Annotated in this window: 18 protein-coding genes and 1 tRNA gene; 6 read left to right on the top strand and 13 right to left on the bottom strand. The window is 67.5% G+C overall.

All coding sequences use genetic code 11. The features are described 5' to 3' along the window. Window positions 1-81 precede the first annotated feature (81 nt). The 8 genes from fabF to ARC23_RS10625 form a co-directional block, all read right to left on the bottom strand. Window positions 82-1344 (bottom strand): beta-ketoacyl-ACP synthase II, encoded by a 1263-nt coding sequence (fabF, locus tag ARC23_RS10660; RefSeq protein ID WP_057497211.1) that lies wholly within the window; start codon window positions 1342-1344, stop codon window positions 82-84. A gap of 143 nt (window positions 1345-1487) precedes the next feature. Beyond that, entirely contained in the window at window positions 1488-1727 is a 240-nt protein-coding gene (gene acpP, locus ARC23_RS10655) for an acyl carrier protein (protein WP_005415509.1), read from the bottom strand. Window positions 1728-1879: 152 nt separating this feature from the next. Beyond that, entirely contained in the window at window positions 1880-2623 is a 744-nt protein-coding gene (gene fabG, locus ARC23_RS10650) for a 3-oxoacyl-ACP reductase FabG (RefSeq protein WP_057497210.1), read from the bottom strand. Window positions 2624-2705: 82 nt separating this feature from the next. After that, window positions 2706-3650: an ACP S-malonyltransferase gene (gene fabD, locus ARC23_RS10645; RefSeq protein ID WP_057497209.1), complete on the bottom strand. Its 945-nt coding sequence runs from the start codon at window positions 3648-3650 to the stop codon at window positions 2706-2708. A gap of 159 nt (window positions 3651-3809) precedes the next feature. Next, a complete protein-coding gene (locus tag ARC23_RS10640) occupies window positions 3810-4592 on the bottom strand; it encodes a BUD32 family EKC/KEOPS complex subunit (RefSeq protein WP_057497208.1) in 783 nt (260 codons plus the stop codon). A gap of 75 nt (window positions 4593-4667) precedes the next feature. Next, complete coding sequence (locus ARC23_RS10635; RefSeq protein ID WP_057497207.1) at window positions 4668-5645, bottom strand: beta-ketoacyl-ACP synthase III; 978 nt, start codon at window positions 5643-5645, stop codon at window positions 4668-4670. A gap of 91 nt (window positions 5646-5736) precedes the next feature. Beyond that, entirely contained in the window at window positions 5737-5931 is a 195-nt protein-coding gene (gene rpmF / locus ARC23_RS10630) for a 50S ribosomal protein L32 (protein ID WP_005408308.1), read from the bottom strand. A gap of 107 nt (window positions 5932-6038) precedes the next feature. Beyond that, window positions 6039-6548 (bottom strand): YceD family protein, encoded by a 510-nt coding sequence (locus tag ARC23_RS10625; RefSeq protein WP_019659501.1) that lies wholly within the window; start codon window positions 6546-6548, stop codon window positions 6039-6041. Window positions 6549-6662: 114 nt separating this feature from the next. Between ARC23_RS10625 and ARC23_RS10620 the strand changes: the two genes are divergently transcribed. Then, window positions 6663-7232: a Maf family protein gene (locus tag ARC23_RS10620; RefSeq protein WP_057497206.1), complete on the top strand. Its 570-nt coding sequence runs from the start codon at window positions 6663-6665 to the stop codon at window positions 7230-7232. A gap of 124 nt (window positions 7233-7356) precedes the next feature. Here the strand turns inward: ARC23_RS10620 and ARC23_RS10615 are convergent, their stop codons facing one another. Then, entirely contained in the window at window positions 7357-9192 is a 1836-nt protein-coding gene (locus ARC23_RS10615) for a glycosyltransferase family 39 protein (protein WP_057497205.1), read from the bottom strand. Window positions 9193-9233: 41 nt separating this feature from the next. Here ARC23_RS10615 and ARC23_RS10610 point away from each other — a divergent pair, with 41 nt between their 5' ends. The 4 genes from ARC23_RS10610 to ARC23_RS10595 are packed head-to-tail and all read left to right on the top strand — an operon-like array spanning window position 9234 to window position 13600. Further along, entirely contained in the window at window positions 9234-10187 is a 954-nt protein-coding gene (locus ARC23_RS10610) for an AAA family ATPase (protein ID WP_057497266.1), read from the top strand. Between the two features lie 2 nt (window positions 10188-10189). After that, complete coding sequence (locus tag ARC23_RS10605) at window positions 10190-11134, top strand: DUF58 domain-containing protein (RefSeq protein ID WP_057497204.1); 945 nt, start codon at window positions 10190-10192, stop codon at window positions 11132-11134. Continuing rightward, complete coding sequence (locus tag ARC23_RS10600; RefSeq protein ID WP_057497203.1) at window positions 11127-13076, top strand: transglutaminase TgpA family protein; 1950 nt, start codon at window positions 11127-11129, stop codon at window positions 13074-13076. Before ARC23_RS10605 ends, ARC23_RS10600 begins: the two co-directional genes overlap by 8 nt. Next, window positions 13073-13600 carry a Slp family lipoprotein gene (locus ARC23_RS10595; RefSeq protein WP_005408301.1) on the top strand — a complete coding sequence of 176 codons (528 nt, stop codon included), beginning with the start codon at window positions 13073-13075 and terminating at the stop codon, window positions 13598-13600. The genes ARC23_RS10600 and ARC23_RS10595 overlap by 4 nt, the downstream gene beginning before the upstream one ends. A 76-nt stretch (window positions 13601-13676) precedes the next feature. Here ARC23_RS10595 and ARC23_RS10590 read toward each other — a convergent pair whose 3' ends face one another. The 4 genes from ARC23_RS10590 to dnaX all read right to left on the bottom strand — a co-directional run bounded on the left by ARC23_RS10590 (window position 13677) and on the right by dnaX (window position 17143). Next, window positions 13677-14036 (bottom strand): histidine triad nucleotide-binding protein, encoded by a 360-nt coding sequence (locus ARC23_RS10590; RefSeq protein WP_057497202.1) that lies wholly within the window; start codon window positions 14034-14036, stop codon window positions 13677-13679. A 67-nt stretch (window positions 14037-14103) separates the two neighbouring features. Next, entirely contained in the window at window positions 14104-14703 is a 600-nt protein-coding gene (gene recR, locus ARC23_RS10585) for a recombination mediator RecR (RefSeq protein ID WP_049441038.1), read from the bottom strand. A gap of 82 nt (window positions 14704-14785) precedes the next feature. After that, on the bottom strand, window positions 14786-15106 hold the full coding sequence (locus tag ARC23_RS10580; RefSeq protein ID WP_019659509.1) for a YbaB/EbfC family nucleoid-associated protein: 321 nt from the start codon (window positions 15104-15106) through the stop codon (window positions 14786-14788). Window positions 15107-15112: 6 nt separating this feature from the next. After that, a complete protein-coding gene (gene dnaX / locus ARC23_RS10575; protein WP_057497265.1) occupies window positions 15113-17143 on the bottom strand; it encodes a DNA polymerase III subunit gamma/tau in 2031 nt (676 codons plus the stop codon). Window positions 17144-17304: 161 nt separating this feature from the next. On the opposite strand from dnaX, the gene ARC23_RS10570 reads away from it, so the two are divergent. Continuing rightward, window positions 17305-17397 (top strand) — tRNA-Ser (locus ARC23_RS10570). Window positions 17398-17509 lie beyond the last annotated feature (112 nt).

Here is a 17509-nt window from a genome sequence, read left to right as displayed (position 1 = left end):
ACCGCGGCGGATCGAAAGGCAGTCGACTAACCGTCGACTCTACCAATGCGACGTCGAGCATGGCCCGACGCCACAACTCGGTCAGACGCGCTTGAAGATCAGCGTGCCGTTGGTGCCGCCGAAGCCGAAGCCATTGGACATCACCACGTCCACCTTGGCCTGGCGCGCCTCGTTGGGCACGTAGTCCAGGTCACAGCCTTCGCCCGGCTGTTGCAGATTGATGGTCGGCGGAATGACGTTGTCCTGCAGCGCCATCACCGAGAAGATCGCTTCCACGCCGCCGGCAGCACCCAGCAGGTGGCCGGTCATCGACTTGGTGGAGCTGACCATCATCTTGTAGGCATGGTCGCCGAAGGCGGTCTTCATCGCCATGGTTTCGCCCAGGTCGCCCAGCGGCGTGGAGGTGCCGTGCGCGTTGAGGTAACCCACCTGTTCCGGGGTCACGCCGGCGTCCTTCATGGCCATGACCATGCAGCGCGCGGCACCTTCGCCGTTCTCGCTCGGTGCGGTCATGTGGTACGCGTCGGAGCTGGCGCCGAAGCCGGCCAGTTCACAGTAGATCTTCGCGCCACGCGCCTTGGCGTGCTCGTACTCTTCCAGGATCAGGATGCCGGCGCCGTCACCCAGCACGAAGCCGTCACGGTCCTTGTCCCACGGGCGCGAGGCCTGTTCCGGGGCGTCGTTGCGGGTGCTCATGGCCTTCATCGCGCAGAAGCCGCCCACGGCGGTCGGCGACGAGCCACGTTCGGCACCACCGACCACCATCACGTCGGCGTCGCCGTACTGGATCATGCGCATCGCGGTACCGATGGAATGGTTCGAGGTCGCGCACGCCGACACCGCCGAGAACGACGGGCCCTTCAGGCCGGTGATGATGCTCAGCTGGCCCGGCAGCATGTTGATGATGGTCTTGGGCACATAGAAGGGCGAGATCTTCTTGCCTTCGTGGAACTCGATGGTCTGCTCTTCGATGCCGAGCAGGCCGCCGATGCCGGCGCCGACGATGGCGCCGATGCGCTCGGCATTGGCGTCGGTGATTTCCAGGCCCGAATCGTGCAGGGCCATGAACGAGGCACCGAGGCCGTAATGGATGAACGGGTCCATCTTCTTGGCATCCTTGCCGCTGACCCGGAACTTGCCGAACAGTTCATTGTCGGCGGTGATGTCGAATCCCTTGACCTCACCTGCAATCTTGGTGGTGAACCGATCCAGGTAGGCATCAGAAACGTTGGTCAGCGGACCGATGCCCGAACGACCGTGGGTGATGCCTTCCCAGCTGCTGGCCAGATCATTGCCCAACGGCGAGACGATACCCAGGCCGGTTACGACGACGCGACGCTTCATTGCTGTTTCTCCTGACCCGGATGATTTCTGCGGGTAGCTCGGTTTGCTTCGATGTGATGCCCAAACACACGGGGCCGCAACAGCGGCCCCATGGGGTGCGGTGCGCGGCGAGGATCAACCCGCACGCGCACTGCCGTCTGACATCAGGCCTTGACGTGGGCCTTGATGTAGTCGATGGCGGCCTGCACGGTGCTGATCTTCTCGGCTTCTTCGTCCGGGATCTCGCACTCGAATTCTTCTTCCAGGGCCATCACCAGCTCGACGGTGTCCAGCGAGTCAGCGCCCAGGTCATCGACGAACGATGCGCTGTTGGTGACTTCTTCTTCCTTGACGCCAAGCTGTTCGACGACGATTTTCTTGACGCGTTCTTCGATGGTGCTCATGGGATCTCGCTCCAGATGGAGTTGTGGTTCAAAAGTGGTCGCCATCAAAGGCGATGGCCGTGGGATAGTGTAGTGGAAACCGGCGCGGCCTTGCATCGCAGCAAAAACCTCAGCAGATCAACCACTTGCGGCGCAATCCCTGCGCCCCTTGCTTACGGCATGTACATGCCGCCGTTCACATGGAGGGTTTCGCCGGTGATGTAACCGGCAGCCGGGCTGGCCAGGAAGGCCACCGCATGGGCGATGTCTTCCGGCGAACCCAGGCGTTCGAGGGCGATGTCGTTGATCAGCGCGGTACGCGCTTCTTCCGGCAACGCCTTGGTCATGTCGGTGTCGATGAAGCCGGGTGCGACAACATTGACGGTGACACCGCGCGAACCGATTTCCTTGGCCAGCGACTTGCTGAAGCCGATGATGCCGGCCTTGGCGGCGGCGTAGTTGGCCTGGCCGGCATTGCCAGTCACACCCACCACCGATGCGATGTTGATGATGCGGCCCTTGCGCGCCTTCATCATGCCGCGCATCACCGCCTTGCTGGTGCGGAACACGCTGGTCAGGTTGGTGTCGATGATCGATGCCCAGTCCTCGTCCTTCATGCGCATCAGCAGATTGTCGCGGGTGATGCCGGCGTTGTTGACCAGGATCGAGATCGGGCCGAATTCCTTGGCAATGCCGTCGAGCACGCTGTGCAGCGCAGCGGCATCGGTGACGTTCAGCGCACGGCCGTGACCGCCGTGGGCGGCCAGGCGCTCACCGATCGCGGCAGCGCCGGATTCGGTGGTGGCGGTGCCGATGACGGTGGCGCCCTGGGCGGCCAGCAGATCGGCGATGGCGGCACCAATGCCACGGCTGGCACCGGTGACCAGTGCGATTTCACCCTGCAGGGGCTTGCTCATGATGTTTTCCTCAGGCGGGAGCGGCCGCCGCACCCGGACCGCTTGCAGCGGCCACCGGTACGGTCGGCAGGAACAGGGAAGGTCAGGCCGACCATGCCTCGCGGGCGGCTTCGAAGTCGCCCGGCGTGGCCAGCGGACGGCCGTCGATGGCCTTGTCGATGCGCTTGACCAGGCCGGTCAGCACCTTGCCCGGGCCGCACTCGGCAACCTGGGTGACGCCACGGGCGGCCAGCGCCTGCACGCAGCCGGTCCACTGCACCGGCTGGTACAGCTGCTGCACCAGCGCGGTACGGATGGCATCCACGCCCTCGTGCACCTTGGCATCGACGTTCTGCACCACCGGCAGCTGCGGCACCTGCCAGGACAGGCCGGCCATCACTTCGGCGAGGCGGTTGGCCGCTTCGCGCATCAACGGGGTGTGCGAGGGCACGCTGACGGCCAGCTTGACCGCCTTGCGCACGCCCTTCTCGGCCAGCAACGCCAGCGCGCGGTCCACCGCCTCGGCGTCGCCGCCGATCACGATCTGGCCCGGCGAATTGAAATTGGCCGGCACCACCACCTGGCTGCCCGCGGCTTCGGCGCAGACGTCGAGCACCAGCTGGTCTTCAGCGCCGAGCACGGCGGCCATGGCGCCGACGCCGGCCGGTGCGGCTTCCTGCATCAGCTGGCCGCGCAGGCGCACCAGGTGCGCACCGTCATGCAGGCTCAGCGCGCCGGAAGCGACCAGCGCGGTGTACTCGCCCAGGCTGTGGCCGGCCAGCACCGACGGGCGCGGACCGCCCACGGCGTTCCAGGCGCGCCACACACCGATGCTTGCGGCCAGCAGGGCCGGCTGGGTGTATTCGGTACGGTTGAGCATTTCCTCCGGGCCGCCCTGGGACAGCGCCCACAGGTCGACGCCGGCACCATCGGATGCCTCGGTGAAGGCGTCACGCACCTGCGGGTGCAGTTCAGCCAGCTCGGCCACCATGCCCACAGACTGCGAGCCCTGGCCGGGGAAGACAAAAGCGAGGGTGGATACGGTCACGCGGTCATCCGCTTGTTGCAATCGAAGCGGGCCATGATAAGGGGGAACATGCCGTGTCGTCTGTACGTGCGCGTATGCACGCGTATGGTGAATGGCCGGGCAAGCGCAACGGGGTCAGATCCCTTTTCCTGCGGAAAAGGGATCTGACCCCTATCAGCCTCAGCAGAACAGCTGCAGCACGTCCAGATCGCCGTCGGCCAGGAAATCCACGCACAGGCCCACCAGCATCAGCACCCCGGCGGTGCTGGCGCCGTGGGTGATGAAGATCGAATGGGCCAGCGCGCGCGCTGAGCGGCCCAGCTTCATGCAGATCCGGGCCAGGCTGCGCAGGCGGCCACTGACCGCATGCACATGCTCGCGCACCGGCGCCTGGACCTCGCCCATCGCCTCGGCCATCATCGCCTGCAAGCGCTCGGGACGGTCGGCGTAGTACTTGGCCACGCCGTAGCCGAACATCAGCCAGTCGCGGGCCTGCGCTTCGGACAGCGCCATCACTTCCAGCGGATCTTCCTCGAAGTCGATGAAGCCGACCTTTTCACCATCCCAGGTGAGATTACGCGGCAGCGGCTGGCCGAAGTAGGCGCCGCGCGCGTGGGCTGCGGCAATGGCCAGCATGGCGGCCATCACCAGGCGGTCGCGCTGGGCGTCATCGGCCTCGCGCAGGCAGGTATTGAACGAGCTGCCGTTATCGCCGATCACCAGCGCGGCATGGCCACTGCCCAGCACATCGGGCACGTTCACGCCCTGCGCCTGCAGCTCACCCAGGCGACGGGCCTCGGTTTCGCGCGCGGCATCGCCGCCGCGGTGCGGTGGCGGGCGCAGTGCGTCCAGATGAAAACGGCGGGCGATGACATTGAGCAGGCCCAGGGCCAGTGCGCGGCTTCCCTTGCCGTACTGCTTCAGCCAGGCGCGCTGCCCTTCAATGACGATGGGCTCAACCATGACAGGACCTCCTAAACGCGTTACGGCCCCAGAGGGGCCGTAACGACAGACTTCACGTTGTCGTAACTTGCACTATCAATAGCGCAGCAGGGCCGAACCCCAGGTGAAGCCGCCACCAAAGGCTTCCAGCAGCAGCAGCTGGCCACGCTCGACCTTGCCCGAGCGCACCGCGGCGTCCAGCGCCAGCGGCACCGAGCCGGACGAGGTGTTGCCGTGCTTGTCGACGGTCACCACCACCTGGTCCATCGACATCTCCAGGCGCTTGGCGGTGGCTTCGATGATGCGCAGGTTGGCCTGGTGCGGGATCAGCCAATCCAGGTCGGACTTGTCCAGGCCATTGGCGGCCAGGGTCTCGTCCACGACCGAGTCCAACGCCTTGACGGCGTACTTGAACACGTCGTTGCCCTTCATGTTGATGGTGCCACCGCCGTTGGCGCCGTCCTTGAAGCCGGTCGAAACGCCGACCGGGTTCCACAGAAGTTCCTTCTTGCTGCCATCGGCATGCAGGTGGGTGCTGAGAATGCCGGTTTCTTCGTCGGCCTTGAGCACCACGGCGCCAGCGCCATCACCGAACAGCACGCAGGTGGTGCGATCGTTCCAGTCGACCATGCGGGTCAGCGTTTCGGTGCCGATCACCAGCACATGCCTGCAATCGCCGGAACGGATGAACTTGTCGGCCACGCCCAACGCGAACACGAAGCCCGAGCAGGCCGCATTGACGTCGAAAGCAGGGCAGCCCGCCACACCGAGCTTGGCCTGGATCAGGCACGCGGTGGAGGGGAAAATGAGGTCAGGCGTGGTCGTGCCGACCACGATCATGTCGAGCTGCGAAGCGTCGATGCCGGCCGCTTCAAGTGCGCGCAGCGCGGCCTGGTAGCCGAGATCGCTGGTGGTTTCGCCTTCGGCCGCGATGTGCCGTTCACGAATTCCGGTGCGCGACTGGATCCACTCATCCGAGGTTTCGACCATTTTTTCCAGGTCGGCGTTGGTCAGGACTTTCTCCGGCAAATAGCTACCGGTGCCCGCGATCCTCGAGTAGATCCGCTTGCTCATCATGTTTCCTGTTGCGCGGGCCGCCGATCACCGGCACGCCCGGGAAAGAAGGCAAAGGCCGCTGCCCGGAGGCAGCGGCCTTCCCGGCACATCAATCTTCTTCGACGGCCGAGGTCTTGGTCTGGATGACCTTCTTGCCGCGGTAGAAACCGTCAGCAGTGATGTGGTGACGCAGATGCACTTCGCCGGTGGTCGGGTCGGTCGACAGCTGCTTGGCGCTCAGGGCGTCATGCGAACGACGCTGGCCGCGACGGGACGGGGTAACACGGGATTTCTGGACAGCCATGGGATTGCTCCAAACTCGGTTCGTTTTGCTTCGTCGTTTCGTCGCACAGGACGCCAGCGCCCAGCACACTTTTCGCTTTCGCCGCAGCCGCCGACGACAACCGGCTGCTATTGTTTCTTCAATGCCGCCAACGCCGCAAACGGGTTGGCCTTCTTCGTTTCTTCTTCGCTCGGCGCCCAGTCCTTGTCGACTGCTTCACCGTCGGGCGACAGCGGTACCACCGGCACCGCCAGCACCAATTCGTCCTCGACCAGATCCAGCGGCTTGAGCTGGCCATCTTCCGGCACCAGCAACGCCTCGTATTCCTCCGGCAGGGACGATTCCTCGTCCTCGTCGCGGATCAGGCCAAGCCTCTGGGTCACCTTCACCGGCAACAGGAATCGCTGCATGCTGCGCTGACAGGTCAGCGGCAACGCGGTATCGATGGTCAGTTCCACATAGGATACCCGCAAGACGTCGTCGCGACCGAATTCAAGCGAGTAGACACACTCACCGTCGGTATCGGCGACCAACCCCTGCAGGCGGGTCAATTCAGCCAGGGACACCTGACCGTCGAAGCGCCTTCGCGCTACAACCATCCGCCAGGCATCCAGCGTTTCGGGCACGTTCGCGGACATAAGCCGCTGAATACTAAGGATCGGGGCGGCAACTGTCAAATGCCCGCCATACAGGGTCTTGCTGTAGGCGCCAGCGACGGGCCAGACTGCCCCGCCCTGCCCCGGTATTGTCGCATGTCACTGGTCCTGGCCTCCACGTCCCGCTACCGCCGCGAGCTGCTGCAACGGCTGGGACTGCCTTTTGACTGCGTGCGCCCGGAGGTTGACGAGACCCCGCTGCGCGGCGAGGCACCGCAGGCCCTGGCCGTCCGCCTGGCCGCCGCCAAGGCCGCCGAGGTGGCCGCCCGCCTTCCCGGCGCCTGGGTGATCGGCTCGGACCAGGTGGCGGACCTGAACGGACAGCCGCTGGGCAAGCCCGGCACGGCCGAGGCCGCCTGCGCACAGCTGGCGGCCATGTCCGGGCAGACGGTGCGCTTCCATACCGCCATCAGTCTCACTCGCGACGGAGAATCGCGGGCTGCGCTCGACATGACCGAGGTGCGCTTCCGCACGCTGGAACAGGCGGAGATCGCCCGCTACGTGGCCGCCGAACAACCGCTGGACTGCGCCGGCAGCTTCAAATGCGAGGGCCTGGGCATCAGCCTGTTCGAGGCGATCGACAACCGCGACCCGAGCGCACTGATCGGCCTGCCGCTGATCGCGCTGTGCGGGTTGCTGCGCAAGGCAGGGTTTGCGGTGCCGTGAACTGCGGGGGGCGCGCCCCTCGATCTGTAGAGTCGAGCCATGCTCGACTGCTTTTTTCGAGGCCGCCCGCCATCTGAAGCGGAAGCAGCCGAGCATCGGCTCGGCTCTACAGGACCAGAGGACCTCAACGAACCTCGAACGGCTGCTCCTGCCATTCTTCAACACTGCCATCACGCCCGTGCAGGCGCAGGCCCAGCCAATGCCGGCCCGGTTGCAGCGTCGTGGTATCGAGCACCGAATCGAAACCCACCGCCGGATGTTGCGGATCGGTGCTCTCCGGCCAGGTGTGACGGACATCGAACACACGCCCATAACGCGCATCGCCGATGCGGCGGCCATCGACCAGGATCTCCACGCGCTCCAGCCCGGCACCATCCTTGAACGCCCACCCCTTGATTGCCAGCGTGCCGGACACCGGCTGACCGTTGGCCGGCGAATCCAGCCACGCCATTGCCGGGGTGACGCAGGGGCCCGGCGCGCGCTGCGCGGGCAGGCGGAACAACAGGAAGCGCTGGAATCCATGATCGCTGCTGACCACACGCGGCGCAGGCAACGGTCCCACCTGCTCGCAGATGGCGTGGTAGCGCGCCAGCAGATCGCGATAGCGCTGATCGCTGGGTGACAGCACCAGCAGCATCGGCGCACCGCGCTGGCCATCGTGCAGCAGGTTCCACTGCGCCAGCTGCGCGGTCCGCCCGTGCTTGTCGTTGAGCGGATGCGGCAGCACCTCGATGTCACCGGCATGCAGCTGGAAGCCCAGTTCGGCGCCCACCTTGAAGTTGCCCGCCAGGATGCGCGTGCCCTGCGGCATCTGCCGCAGTTCGTCGCGCACGGCCACCGCCAGTGGCTGCCAACCGGCGAAGTTGCGCGGGTAGTACTTGCTGCCGGCCAGCTGTTCGCGCAGCGCCGGGGTCGACGCCATCAGGTAGTAGCCGAAGGCCAGCACTGCACCAGCCGCCGCCAGCCACCACCCGGCGCGGCGCAGCAAGCGCGGCCAGCCGTTGAGCACCACCGGCACCGCCACCAGCAGCGCCAGGTAGCCCGGCAGCGGCCAGTGGAAGCTGATCCGTTCAACGTCGGTGAAGAAGCCCAGCACGAAGATGCCCAGCGTCGACACGCCGCCGACCAGGCCGAAGTAACGCCACTGCACGCGCGCGCCGCCACCGCTGCGGGTACCGGCCAGCGCCACCTTCCACATCGCGATGCACAGGATCGGCGTCACCAGCATCGGCTGGATCACCAGGAACCAGAGCCCGTTCCACTCGAAGGCCCAGGGATGACGTTCGACCACCTGGAACTTCAGGCCGGCATCGTGGTTGTCCGCGTTCCACGCCAGCAGCGGCAGCCACGCCAGCACGCCCACCGCCAATGCCACCCAGACGCGCGGATCGGCCAGCATGCGCCGGCCCTGCGGCAGCGCCAGCAAGGCGATGAAGCCAACGCCGATGACGCCGATGAAACGGTAGTGGCTGAGCGCACCGATCAGCAGGCCCAGTGCCAGCTTCATCGCCGAGGACGCATCCACGCTGTGCAGCAGTCGTGCGCCGGCACTCAGGCAGATCACCGCCGCCAGCGCCATCGGCACGTCCGGCACCGCCAGCAGGCCCAGCGTGGCCGACAACGGCATCAACAAGGTCAAGCTGCCGGCCTGCCAGCCGGCGACATTGCCGAACCAGCGCGTTGCGATGCGTACCACCAGCAACGGCAGCAGGGCACCGATGGCCAGGAACGGCAGCCGCAACCCGAGCACGTGGCCTCCGCCGATCTCCACGCCCAGCCGCGCCAGCCATGCGGTCAATCCGGGCAGATCGGAATAGGCGGCGGCCAGGTGCTGGCCTTCCTGCCAATAGAAGGCTTCATCGACAAAAAGCGGCAAGCGCGCAGCCACCACCAGCTTGGCCGCTGTGACCAGCGTCCATAACCAGAGAAATATCGTCCGTGCGCGCTGTTCGCCTTGCATTGCTCTATGGATAATCGATGGATTCCAGACGTGAGACGATCATGCCAGCTTCGTCCCCCAATCCCAGCATGCTACCCGATCAACTGCGCCAGGCCCTGCGGGAGGCACAGGATCAGGTCAACGCACTGGTGCTGGGCAAGGTGCCGGAAGTCAGGCTGGCCTTTGTCGCGCTGCTCTCCGGCGGTCACCTGCTCATCGAGGATCTGCCCGGCCTGGGCAAGACCACGCTGGCGCATGCGCTGGCCAGCAGCCTGGGCCTCGGCTTCCAGCGCGTGCAGTTCACCTCCGATCTGCTGCCGGCCGATGTGCTCGGCGTATCGGTGTACGAGGCCGGCAGCCGCCAGTTCCAGTTCCATCCGGGCCCGGTGTTCACCCATGTGCTGCTGGCCGACGAGATCAACCGTGCACCACCACGCACTCAAAGCGCCCTGCTGGAAGCCATGGCCGAACAGCAGGTCACGCTGGACGGGCAGACCCATCCACTGCCCGATCCGTTCTTCGTGATCGCCACCCAGAACCCGGTCGATCTGTCCGGCACGTTCCCGTTGCCGGACTCGCAGCTGGACCGCTTCCTGCTGCGCCTGGCGATGGGCTATCCCAGTGCACAGGCCGAACGCGAGCTGCTGCGGGGGACCGATCGCCGCGACCTGATCGCGCGTGCCGTGCCGAAGCTGGATGACCACCAGGTGCGTGCACTGCGCGAGGCGGTCGGCCAGGTGCATGCCAGCGACGCGCTGATCGACTACGTGCAGGCACTGCTGACCCGCAGCCGCCAGCACGCCGGCGTACGCGTCGGCCTGTCGCCGCGCGCCGGCCTGGCGCTGCTGCGCGCGGCCCGGGCGCACGCGCTGCTGCTCGGCCGCAACCACGTGGTTCCCGAGGATGTACAGACCCTGTTCGTGGCGGTGGCCGGGCATCGGCTGGTTGCCGAGGCCGAGTCCAGTTCCGGGCCGGCCATGGCGCGGGCGATCCTGCAGACCGTCGCGGTGGATTGAGCATGGCCTCGCGTTGGGCACGCCTCCAGCTGCTGGCCCGCCCACGCAGTCCCGAAGCCCTGCCGCAGCGGCTGGACCGCCACCGCATCTATGTGCTGCCCACCCGCTTCGGGCTGTTCGTCGCTGCCGTGTTGTCGGCGATGCTGCTGGGAGCATTGAACTACAACAACAACCCGGCACTGCTGCTGGCGCTGCTGCTGGCCGCTGCGGCCATCGCCAGCGCCATCGCCGCGCACCTGCAGCTGTCCGGTGTCCAGGTCGATGCGATCGCCGCCGAGCCGGTGCCGGCCGGCCAGCCGCTGCGCCTGCGGGTGGACCTGTCGCTGCGCGATCCGCGCGCACGGCATGGGCTGCATCTGCAACTGGGCGACAGCCAGGCCTGGGCATCGCTGCCGGCGCACGGCCGCTGCGAGGTGGAACTGGATGTTCCCAGCGAGCGACGCGGTTGGCTGGAACTGCCGCGCATCCGCCTGTCCACCACCCAGCCGCTGGGGCTGGTGCGGGCGTGGTCATGGGTGTGGCCGGAACAACCGCTGCTGGTCCACCCGCTGGCCGAAACGATGGCACCGGCGCTGCCCGAAAGCGGCAACGACCCGCTGCATACCCGCGCCCACGCCAGCGGTGAAGAACTGCACCAGCTGCGCGCCTACCGCACCGGCGATGCCCCGCGCAGCATTTCCTGGAAGCACTCGGCACGTCGTGACAGCCTGCTGGTGCGTGAGTATGAAAAGCCCATCGGTATCGACGTGGTGCTGGACTGGCACACGCTGGCCCCCCTGGGCGGCGAAGCACGCATCGCGCGGTTGGCACGCTGGGTCGACAGCGCCGAGCGCGAAGGCCGCCGCTACACGCTGCTGCTGCCGGCACATCCGCCCTTCGGGCCCGGCCAGGGCGCCAGCCACCATCAGCTGTGCCTGCGAGCACTGGCCCTGATGCCCCATGACTGACACCGCCATCGAACTTGATCGCGCCACGCGCAACGCGACGCTCGCCAGTGCCGCGCTGGCGCTGCTTCCCTTGTTGCTGCAGCTGCCGCCGGTACTGGCGACGGTGATCGCCGTGGCCGCTCTGCTGACCGCCGTGCTGTCGTGGCGGCGCGTGCTGCCGATGCCCCTGCGCCTGCTGCTGGTGCTGGGCATGCTTGCGGCGATCGTGTGGCAGATGGGCCTGGTGCGACCTGGACGCGATACCGGCTGTGCCCTGCTGGCCGCGATGCTGGCCATCAAATCCAGCGAGCTGCGCAGCCTGCGCGATGCCCGCAGCCTGCTCGGATTCGCCCTGTTCTCGCCCTTTGCCGCGTTCCTGCTCGACCAGGGGCCGCTGACGACCACCCTGGCCGCGCTGGCCGGGGTCAGCGCGCTGATGGCACTGCAACGACTGGCACAGGATGAGGGCCACGCCGGCCGCCTGCCGCTGCGTGGCCAGCTGCGGGGCGTCGGCCGCCTGCTGGCGATCGGCCTGCCGCTGGCACTGGCCTGCTTCTGGCTGTTCCCGCGGCTGGCCACCCCGCTATGGGGCGTGCCCGAGCGCGCGGTGGGGACGCCGGGGCTGTCCGACAGCATGGAACCGGGCCAATGGCTGGACCTGATGTCCGACGACACACCGGCACTGCGCGTGCAGTTCTTCGGCGCGACGCCGGAGCCGGCACAGCGTTACTGGCGTGGCCCGGTACTGACCGCCTTCGATGGCCGGCGCTGGACCCGGGACCGTGCCAGCGCGCGACGGCCGGCACCGCAGGTCGATGCCGCCACCACCGGATGGGACTACCAGATCGACTATGAGCCCACCGACCGCCGCCAGCTGGTAGCGCTGGATCTGCCCAGCCGGGCACCGGCGGGCAGCCAGCTCGATGCCGACATGAGCCTGGGCAGCGAACGCCCGCTCACCTCGCTCAGCCGCTGGCGCCTGCACTCGGCGCCGGTGCAGCGCTTCGACACCAGCCTGTCGCCCTACCTGCGCCACGCCACCCTGCAGCTGCCCGCCGGCTTCAACCCGCGCACGGCGACGTTGGCCCGGCAGTGGCGGCAGCAGGCCGGCGCCGACGATGAAGCCCTCGTGCGCCGCGCACTGCAGTGGATCAGCACCGACTTCTCCTACACGCTGGATACGCCGCCGGCCGGCCGCGACCCGGTGGATGAGTTCCTGTTCGATCAGAAGGCCGGCTTCTGCGAACACTTCAGCTCCTCCTTCGTGGTGCTGATGCGCAATGCCGGCATTCCCGCGCGCGTGGTGACCGGCTTCGCCGGCGGTGCCCGCAACCCGATCGGCGATTACTGGGTGGTGCGACGGATGGACGCACACGCCTGGGCCGAAGTGTGGCTGCCGCAGCGCGGCTGGGTGCGCATCGATCCGACCGCTGCGGTGGCGCCGGAGCGCATCCTCGATACGCTTGACGACCGCCTGCTGGCGGCCTCCGACACCCCGCTGCAGCAGCGCTGGCTGCAACTGGGCCAGGTGGGCGACTGGCTGCGCCGCGGCTGGAACGACCTGGTGCTGTCCTTCGACGCCCAGCGCCAGCAGCAACTGCTCAAGCCGTTGGGCCTGGACAATCTGGCGCCTGCCCAGCTGCTGGCCGGCTTTGTGATCGCCGCGTTGATGGCGCTGGCCTGGATGGCATGGCTGCTGGCCCGGGGCGAACGCGAGCGCGACCCGCTGCTGCGCGCCTGGCACCGGCTGGCCCGTCGCTACGCTCGCCTCGGGCTGGCCCGGGAGCCACACGAAACCGCGCGCGACTGGGCGCTGCGGGTGCATGCCGCGCGGCCCGATCCGGCGCTGCTCGCACTCAGCCAGCGTTTCGCTGACGCGCGTTACGCTGGAACTTGCACCGACCTCGCTTCATTATTGCGGGACCTGCGCAGGCATCGCCCGACTTCCGGAGCCTCCCCATGAACACCAAGTTCCTTCTCACCGCTGTGGCCACGCTGGCCCTGTCGGCCTGCGCCACGGCCCCCAAGCCGCTGCAGGGACAGTTCAGCCTGGTCTCCCCGCGCGACTCGGTCGCCACCCAGCAGGTCGGCACGCCGGTCCGTTGGGGCGGCCGCATCATCGAAACCAAGCCCGGCCAGGGCGAGACCTGCTTCCAGATCATTTCGCGCCCGCTCAATGGCAGTGGCCGTCCGAATACCACGTCATCCGACGCCAGCGATGGCCGCTTCATTGCCTGCCGCGCCGGCTTCTACGACCCGGCCGTGTTCGAAGCCGGGCGCGATGTGACCTTCATCGGCAAGATCGATGGCTACCAGAACACCCGCATCGGCGAATACGACTACCGCCTGCCGAAGCTGTCGGCCGACGTGATCTACCTGTGGCCGGAACAGCGCCAGGTGGATGTGGTGCCCTACCCCTACGGCCCGTGGGGCCCGGGCCCCTATGGCCCGTACTGGGGCGGCTACGGCCGTTGGGGCTGGTGGTGATCACCGCCCGCCACGTTTGACGGAAAAGGCCGCCCAAGGGCGGCCTTTTCCGTCCACGCATGGCGTGGATAGAGCTTCAACGCCCCGGCGCACCGAAATGCCCCAGCGGCGCACCGGCCAGCAGGTGCATGTGGATGTGGAACACGGTCTGCCCGGCATGCTCGCGGCAGTTCATCACGATGCGGTAGCCATCCTGTGCCAAACCCTCGCGGCGCGCGTACTCGGCGGCGGCCAGGGCCAGCTTGCCGATCAGGTGCGCCTGCGACGGCTGCAGGTCATCCAGGGTGGGGATGATCTCGTTCTTCGGAATGAACAACACATGCACCGGTGCCTGCGGCGCGATGTCCTTGAACCCCAGCACCTCATCATCCTCATAGACGATGGTGGCCGGAATCTCGCGGCGGATGATCTTGCTGAAGAGGGTTTCGGTGCTCATGGTCGGCCTCGGCGGAGATGTCATCGGCATTGTAGGCCGGCCGCGCCGGGCAATGCCCGGCCCGCGCTCAATCGCGGAACTCGCTGCGCGTTCCGAACGCATGCGACAGCGTGCCGCGGTCGACGTACTCCAGCTCACCGCCCAGCGGCAGCCCCTGCGCCAGGCGGCTGGGCTGCACCTTGCGCGCCCGCGCCAGCTGCGCCAGGTAGTGCGCCGTCGCCTCACCCTCGACCGTGGCACTGGTGGCGATGATCAGCTCCTGCACCTCGCCTTCGGCCAGGCGTTGCTCCAGCTGCTCCAGGCCCAGCTCACGCGGTCCGATGCCATCGAGCGGCGACAGCCTGCCCTGCAGCACGAAGTACACACCGCGGAAGCCGGTGGCGTTCTCGATGGCCAGCCGATCGGCCGGCGATTCGACCACGCACAGCTGGCTGCGCTCACGGCTGCTGTTGGCGCAGGTCGGGCACAGCTCGGTTTCGCTGAAATCGCGGCACTGCGCGCAATGACCAATGCGCTCTACCGCCAGCGCCAGCGCCTCGGCCAGGCGCTGCCCACCTTCGCGCTCACGTTCGAGCAGGTGGTAGGCCATGCGCTGGGCGGTCTTCTGGCCCACGCCAGGCAGCACCCGCAGCGCATCGATCAGTTGTTCAAGCAGGGGTGCGGACACGGCGGCATGCTTTCAGGGCGTCGAGCAAGCTCGACAGCTACAGGGTCCGTGGCACCCGGTTACGCGGGTGCCACGCTGAAAATCAGAACGGCAGCTTCATGCCCGGCGGCAGCTGCATGCCGGCGGTGGCCGAGCCCATCTTCGACTTCGACTCGGCATCGATCTTGTTCGAAGCATCGTTGAAGGCGGCGGCGATCAGGTCTTCCAGCATTTCCGGATCGCTGGTCAGCGACGGATCGATGCGCACCTTGCGGCATTCCTTGGCGCCGGTCAGCGTCACGCTGACCATGCCGCCACCGGCGCTGCCGGTCACTTCGATCCTGGCGATTTCTTCCTGGGCCTTCTGCAGGTTCTCCTGCATCTTCTGGGCCTGCTGCATCAGTTGGGCGATGTTTCCGCGCATGGTGTCTTACTCGTCAAAAGTACGGATGGAATCGGAAACGACCCGCGCACCGTGCTGTTGGATCAGCACCTGCACTTCCGGGTCGTCCATGAAAACGGCCTCTGCCAGCTGCTGCCGCTCGCCACGCTCGCGGTCGGCACGCTGGTGCAGGGTCTCAGCCGGAACGTGCTCGGCCTCCACGGTCTCGACCACGATCTTCGGCGCCTGGCCGAGGGCCTTGGCCAGCATCTCGCCCAGGGCGGCCAGCGCGCGCTCCGAACGCAGGTATTCAAATCCGGGCGAAAGGCCCAGTTTCAAGGTCCCGTGCTGGCAGCTGATGAACGCCGCGTTGGCGGCCAGCTGCCGCGACGGGCCGCTCAGGCCGCTGTTGGCCACCAGGTCCAGCCAGTCCTCGGCGGTGGCCAGCTCGCTGACGCCTTCCTGCGCCGCGGCCTTGAACATCGGGGCGGGCTCGGCGGGCGCGATGGCAATGCCTTCGGCGCGGAACGGACGCCCCGGCTCGGCGGGTGCGGCTTCAGCAGGCGCGACCGCCGGTGCCGGCGGCTCGTGCCAGGGGGCGACCATGGCCGCATCCGGGCCCGCCATCTCGGCCGCCAGCGCCGCATCACGGGCCTCGGCTTCGTCGGTGGCCCACGGCGGCAGGTCATCGCTCGCCCGAGTGTCAGCGGCGGCCGTCGGCAACGCTGCCTCCGCCTTCAGCGGCGGCGGCGACTCCGGTTCTTCCACCGGAACCGGCTCCGGCTCCGGGTCCGGTGTCGGCTGCGGGGCCGGGTCAGGTTCGGGTTCGGGCTCACGCGGCGCAGCCTGTGCCGTCGCGGGCGCCTGCGCTACGGCCTGGGCGGCCGAGGTGCCAGCGGCGGCCGGCGCCGCTTCGGGGGCAGCGGCGCCACCTCCGGCGGCAGTCCCCCCCGGCACGCCGCCGCCGGCAGCGTCGACCGACGTCGGCACCGGCGGTACGGCCGCGGCGGGACGGAACGCCAGCATGCGCAGCACGGCCATTTCAAAGCCCGCGCGCGGGCTCGGCGCCAGCGGCAGGTCACGACGGCCATTGAGCGCCATCTGGTACCAGAGCTGCACCACTTCCGGGCGCAGGCGCTCGGCGAATGCAGCCGCATCCAGGCCTTCCGCAGTTGCGGCACCCGGCACCAGCTGCTGCACCTGGATGCGGTGCAGGCCTTCGGCCAGCGCTTCCAGCACGCCACTCCAATCCGGCGAGAACTCGGCCAACGCGGCCACCACCTGCAGCAGGCGCGGGCCATCGCCCGCGGCCAGCGCATCGAGCATGGCCGTTACCTGGGTGCGATCGACAGTACCCAGCATGGTCCGCACCACGTCCTCGCGCAGTGCACCACCGGCGTAGGCGATGGCCTGGTCGAGCAGCGACAGCCCATCACGCAGGCTGCCGTCGGCGGCCTTGGCCAGCTGCACGATGGCACTGGCGTCGGCCTCGATTTCCTCGGCGGCCAGGATGCGGGTCATCTGGCCCTGGATCTGGTCTTCGTCCAGGCGCTTGAGGTTGAACTGCAGGCAACGGCTGAGCACGGTGACCGGCAGCTTCTGCGGGTCGGTGGTGGCCAGCAGGAACTTCACATGCTCCGGCGGCTCTTCCAGCGTCTTCAGCAGCGCGTTGAACGCCGCCTTGGACAGCATGTGCACTTCGTCGATCAGGTAGACCTTGAACTTGCCGCGCGAGGGCATGTACTGCGCGTTCTCGATCACTTCGCGCACGTCGTCCACGCCGGTGTTCGACGCGGCGTCGATTTCCAGCAGGTCGATGTAGCGGCCGGCGTCGATGTCCAGGCAGGCCGCGCACTGGCCGCATGGGTCGGCGCTGGTGCCCTGCTCGCAGTTCAGCGACTTGGCGAAGATGCGCGCGATGGTGGTCTTGCCCACGCCGCGGGTGCCGGTGAACAGGAACGCATGGTGGACCCGGCCGCTGTCCAGCGCATTGCTGAGCGCGCGGACCACGTGTTCCTGGCCCACCAGCTCGGCAAAACGCTTCGGACGCCACTTGCGGGCAAGGACGAGATAGGACATCGGGCCACCGTTTTCCATCGGATGTTCCATTGTGCCATGCCTGTCCAGCCCCCTCGCCTTCAACGCTGCGGGATGCCTCCCTGATCGGGGTGCTTGTGTCCCGCCGCGCCGCCCGCTAGAATCTGCGCCCCTGCTGAGGCGTTTGCCGATGGCAGGGATCCGGAGAGGTGTCCGAGTGGTTGAAGGAGCACGCCTGGAAAGTGTGTAAGCGTCTAAACCGCGCTTCGGGGGTTCGAATCCCCCTCTCTCCGCCAGATAACTGAAAAAGGCCGCCCCCTGGGCGGCCTTTTTCAGTTATCTGGCGCGGGACACGAAGTGCGCTGCGCGCGCTTCGCCCCAAACGTTGCCGGGCAACGCCTGGGCCCC

It is taken from the genome of Stenotrophomonas beteli, assembly GCF_001431665.1.
Lineage (GTDB): Bacteria > Pseudomonadota > Gammaproteobacteria > Xanthomonadales > Xanthomonadaceae > Stenotrophomonas > Stenotrophomonas beteli.
The sequence above is the reverse complement of the archived record's forward strand: the minus strand, read 5'-3'. Positions and strand labels throughout refer to the sequence as shown.

What these genes read in the sequence shown, in the direction of transcription:
- ARC23_RS10615 (WP_057497205.1), bottom strand. Translation starts at nt 9,192, where the DNA reads ATGCAAGGCGAACAGCGCGCACGGACGATATTTCTCTGGTTATGGACG.
- fabF (WP_057497211.1), bottom strand. Translation starts at nt 1,344, where the DNA reads ATGAAGCGTCGCGTCGTCGTAACCGGCCTGGGTATCGTCTCGCCGTTG.
- ARC23_RS10620 (WP_057497206.1), top strand. Translation starts at nt 6,663, where the DNA reads ATGTCACTGGTCCTGGCCTCCACGTCCCGCTACCGCCGCGAGCTGCTG.
- ARC23_RS10640 (WP_057497208.1), bottom strand. Translation starts at nt 4,592, where the DNA reads ATGGTTGAGCCCATCGTCATTGAAGGGCAGCGCGCCTGGCTGAAGCAG.
- ARC23_RS10625 (WP_019659501.1), bottom strand. Translation starts at nt 6,548, where the DNA reads ATGTCCGCGAACGTGCCCGAAACGCTGGATGCCTGGCGGATGGTTGTA.
- ARC23_RS10605 (WP_057497204.1), top strand. Translation starts at nt 10,190, where the DNA reads ATGGCCTCGCGTTGGGCACGCCTCCAGCTGCTGGCCCGCCCACGCAGT.
- rpmF (WP_005408308.1), bottom strand. Translation starts at nt 5,931, where the DNA reads ATGGCTGTCCAGAAATCCCGTGTTACCCCGTCCCGTCGCGGCCAGCGT.
- ARC23_RS10600 (WP_057497203.1), top strand. Translation starts at nt 11,127, where the DNA reads ATGACTGACACCGCCATCGAACTTGATCGCGCCACGCGCAACGCGACG.
- acpP (WP_005415509.1), bottom strand. Translation starts at nt 1,727, where the DNA reads ATGAGCACCATCGAAGAACGCGTCAAGAAAATCGTCGTCGAACAGCTT.
- ARC23_RS10580 (WP_019659509.1), bottom strand. Translation starts at nt 15,106, where the DNA reads ATGCGCGGAAACATCGCCCAACTGATGCAGCAGGCCCAGAAGATGCAG.
- ARC23_RS10635 (WP_057497207.1), bottom strand. Translation starts at nt 5,645, where the DNA reads ATGAGCAAGCGGATCTACTCGAGGATCGCGGGCACCGGTAGCTATTTG.
- dnaX (WP_057497265.1), bottom strand. Translation starts at nt 17,143, where the DNA reads ATGTCCTATCTCGTCCTTGCCCGCAAGTGGCGTCCGAAGCGTTTTGCC.
- ARC23_RS10590 (WP_057497202.1), bottom strand. Translation starts at nt 14,036, where the DNA reads ATGAGCACCGAAACCCTCTTCAGCAAGATCATCCGCCGCGAGATTCCG.
- fabG (WP_057497210.1), bottom strand. Translation starts at nt 2,623, where the DNA reads ATGAGCAAGCCCCTGCAGGGTGAAATCGCACTGGTCACCGGTGCCAGC.
- ARC23_RS10595 (WP_005408301.1), top strand. Translation starts at nt 13,073, where the DNA reads ATGAACACCAAGTTCCTTCTCACCGCTGTGGCCACGCTGGCCCTGTCG.
- ARC23_RS10610 (WP_057497266.1), top strand. Translation starts at nt 9,234, where the DNA reads ATGCCAGCTTCGTCCCCCAATCCCAGCATGCTACCCGATCAACTGCGC.